We start from the raw sequence: 2,514 nt of genomic DNA on the forward strand, positions 1-2,514 counted from the left end.
CCCGTGGGAGAAGGAAGTAGGCGAGATCCCACAGGGCGCAGCACGAGAAAGCTCGCCGGTTCCCCCACAGGAAAGCGAGCCCTTCCCCAACGACCCTTATTACACACAATCATCTCGAAATCGAGTCTTCCAGTATCCTACACGTTTGTTGAATAACCTTTATTATCTAAATTATTACAAAAACGTTAGCTGAGCTGATAGCAAATCCTATGTAATGAAAAAAACGCAAGGTGGTCGTCCCACTTTGCGCTTTTAACATGGATGATTATGGACGTTCAAAGCTGATTAAGCCAAGCTTCCCTGTACGTAAATCCTGTAGGATTACATCAGACACCTTCTCAAAATTGATATGGCCGCCGCTTTCCAGACAACCACGCTTCTTGCCAATTTCCTCAAAAGCATCCATTATATCATCATACTCGGCAAAGCCGAAACGAGCTTCCAGCAGTGAAGGGTAGTACGACTTCAGATAATCCAGGACATAGGCTGCCACATCTTCTTTCGGCAAGATTTGATCCTTGATTGTCCCAATAGAAGCTAGACGGTAGCCGACCTCTTCTTCTTCGAATTTCGGCCACAGGATACCTGGTGTGTCCAGAAGTTCGAACTCTTTTTTCACCTTGATCCATTGTTGTTTTTTCGTCACTCCTGGTTTATCACCAGTTTGAGCCATTTTTTTATTAGCAAGGCGATTGATCAACGTTGACTTTCCGACATTTGGAATACCAATGATCATCGCTCTTGATGGCCGTGGCCTTATGCCTTTCGCCTTTAACTTCTCTAACTTTTCTTTTCCAAGATCCTTAGCCAATTGAATAACTTTTTGAATGTCCTGTTTCTTATTTGCTTCAATCGATATTGAAGGAACTCCTCTATCTTTATTGTAAGTTAGCCATTCGTTCGTTATATTTGGATCAGCTAAATCTTTTTTCATTAGTACCATCATTTTAGGCTTTTCTTGCAAAATATCATGTAACATCGGGTTTTGAGATGACAAGGGTGCACGAGCATCAACTAGCTCGATTACAAAATCAACGAGCTTTAACTTTTCAGCAACTTCTCGTTTTGCCTTTGCCATATGTCCCGGAAACCACTGTATGGTCATAAAGTGCCTCCTAGTTGATAAATTCTATACGGTTCAATGGCCAGTAGGACAATACAGCTTCGCCAACGATTTGATCATCAGAAATTACTCCTAGCATTCGGCTATCAGTAGAATTGCCCCTATTATCTCCTAACACTAGGTAATGCCCGGCGGGAACCTCTTCAAATCCTCCTGGCAATTGTTCAATTGTAAAATCATCTGTTAATGTTTGACCTGCTGCCAGCTGCTCTTTATTCTCATTTAAAAATGGTTCCGCCACTTCTTCACCATTTATGTATAACTTGTCATTCTTATATTCAACGTGGTCACCAGGTAACCCTATAATTCGCTTTATGTAATCTTTTTTTTCGGTAGCGTGGAAGACTACAACATCAAAACGCTCAGGGGATCCTAACGTATAGTTGATTTTACTGACAATCAGGTGGTCACTACTATGCAAAGTCGATAACATAGACGGTCCTTCTACCACTACAGGAGCAAATAGGAATACACGTACAATAATTGCTAAAACAGCTGCAATAACGAAGGCTTTAATCCAATCTAACCACTGTTTCTTCATTACTATTCCCCATTCCCTTACAATGATTAGAAAAAAGGAGCTTGGCAGATGCAAGCTCCTTTCTACTAAATTAAATAATTTCTTTGATTCGAGCTGCTTTACCGCGCAGGTTACGCAAGTAATATAGTCTCGCTTGACGGACTTTACCGCGACGAGAACGCTCGATTTTAGCGATTCGTGGTGAATGAACTGGGAATGTACGTTCTACACCTACGCCGTAAGTAATCTTACGTACGGTAAATGTTTCACTAATTCCACCGTTTTGTCGTTTGATGACAACACCTTCGAATACCTGAATACGCTCACGGTTACCCTCGACAACTTTCACGTGTACTTTGACAGTATCACCAGGACGAAAGTCTGGGTGATCCGTACGAAGCTGTTCTTTCGTAATGTCATGAATTAATTGTTGCATTGTGTTTCACTCCTTTTGAACTAATGCTCTTACCTTCTAAGAGGCAGCGGAACATCGTTTTCCACTTAAACCGAACGTTTAAGCACAAAAATAAATATATCATAAACCACTAGAGTTCGCAAGGTCATCTAACGATTTTTCCACTCTTCTATCCAAGCTTTCTCCTGTGAAGTAAGCTCTCTTTTCTGCAATAAATCAGGGCGACGTTCATAGGTTCGCTTAAGAGACTGATAATGCCTCCATTCATCGATTTTCGCATGATTCCCTGATAGAAGGACTTCCGGAACTTGATACCCTCTGAAATCTGCCGGCCTCGTGTAGTGAGGATGCTCCAGCAGCCCATCCGAGAACGAGTCCTGAGGTGCAGATTGTTCATTTCCAAGTACTCCGGGTAACAGTCTGATTACAGAATCCATGACGACCATCGTTCCTAGT

At 42.0% G+C, this 2,514-nt stretch carries 3 protein-coding genes and 1 pseudogene; all 4 read right to left on the reverse strand.

Annotation, left to right across the window (positions count from 1 at the left end):
* Positions 1-265: 265 nt before the first annotated feature.
* Positions 266-1,105: a ribosome biogenesis GTPase YlqF gene (ylqF, locus tag LD39_RS19990; RefSeq protein WP_035552642.1), complete on the reverse strand. Its 840-nt coding sequence runs from the start codon at positions 1,103-1,105 to the stop codon at positions 266-268.
* Between the two features lie 10 nt (positions 1,106-1,115).
* Entirely contained in the window at positions 1,116-1,664 is a 549-nt protein-coding gene (gene lepB / locus LD39_RS19995) for a signal peptidase I (protein WP_035552644.1), read from the reverse strand.
* 70 nt (positions 1,665-1,734) lie between these two features.
* Entirely contained in the window at positions 1,735-2,079 is a 345-nt protein-coding gene (rplS, locus tag LD39_RS20000; RefSeq protein WP_035552647.1) for a 50S ribosomal protein L19, read from the reverse strand.
* Positions 2,080-2,207: 128 nt separating this feature from the next.
* A pseudogene (locus LD39_RS20005) lies at positions 2,208-2,514 on the reverse strand (tRNA (guanosine(37)-N1)-methyltransferase TrmD); the annotation flags it as partial.

Source organism: Halobacillus sp. BBL2006 (genome assembly GCF_000786645.1).
Taxonomy (GTDB): Bacteria; Bacillota; Bacilli; order Bacillales; family Halobacillaceae; genus Halobacillus.

What these genes read in the sequence shown, in the direction of transcription:
- rplS (WP_035552647.1), bottom strand. Translation starts at nt 2,079, where the DNA reads ATGCAACAATTAATTCATGACATTACGAAAGAACAGCTTCGTACGGAT.
- ylqF (WP_035552642.1), bottom strand. Translation starts at nt 1,105, where the DNA reads ATGACCATACAGTGGTTTCCGGGACATATGGCAAAGGCAAAACGAGAA.
- lepB (WP_035552644.1), bottom strand. Translation starts at nt 1,664, where the DNA reads ATGAAGAAACAGTGGTTAGATTGGATTAAAGCCTTCGTTATTGCAGCT.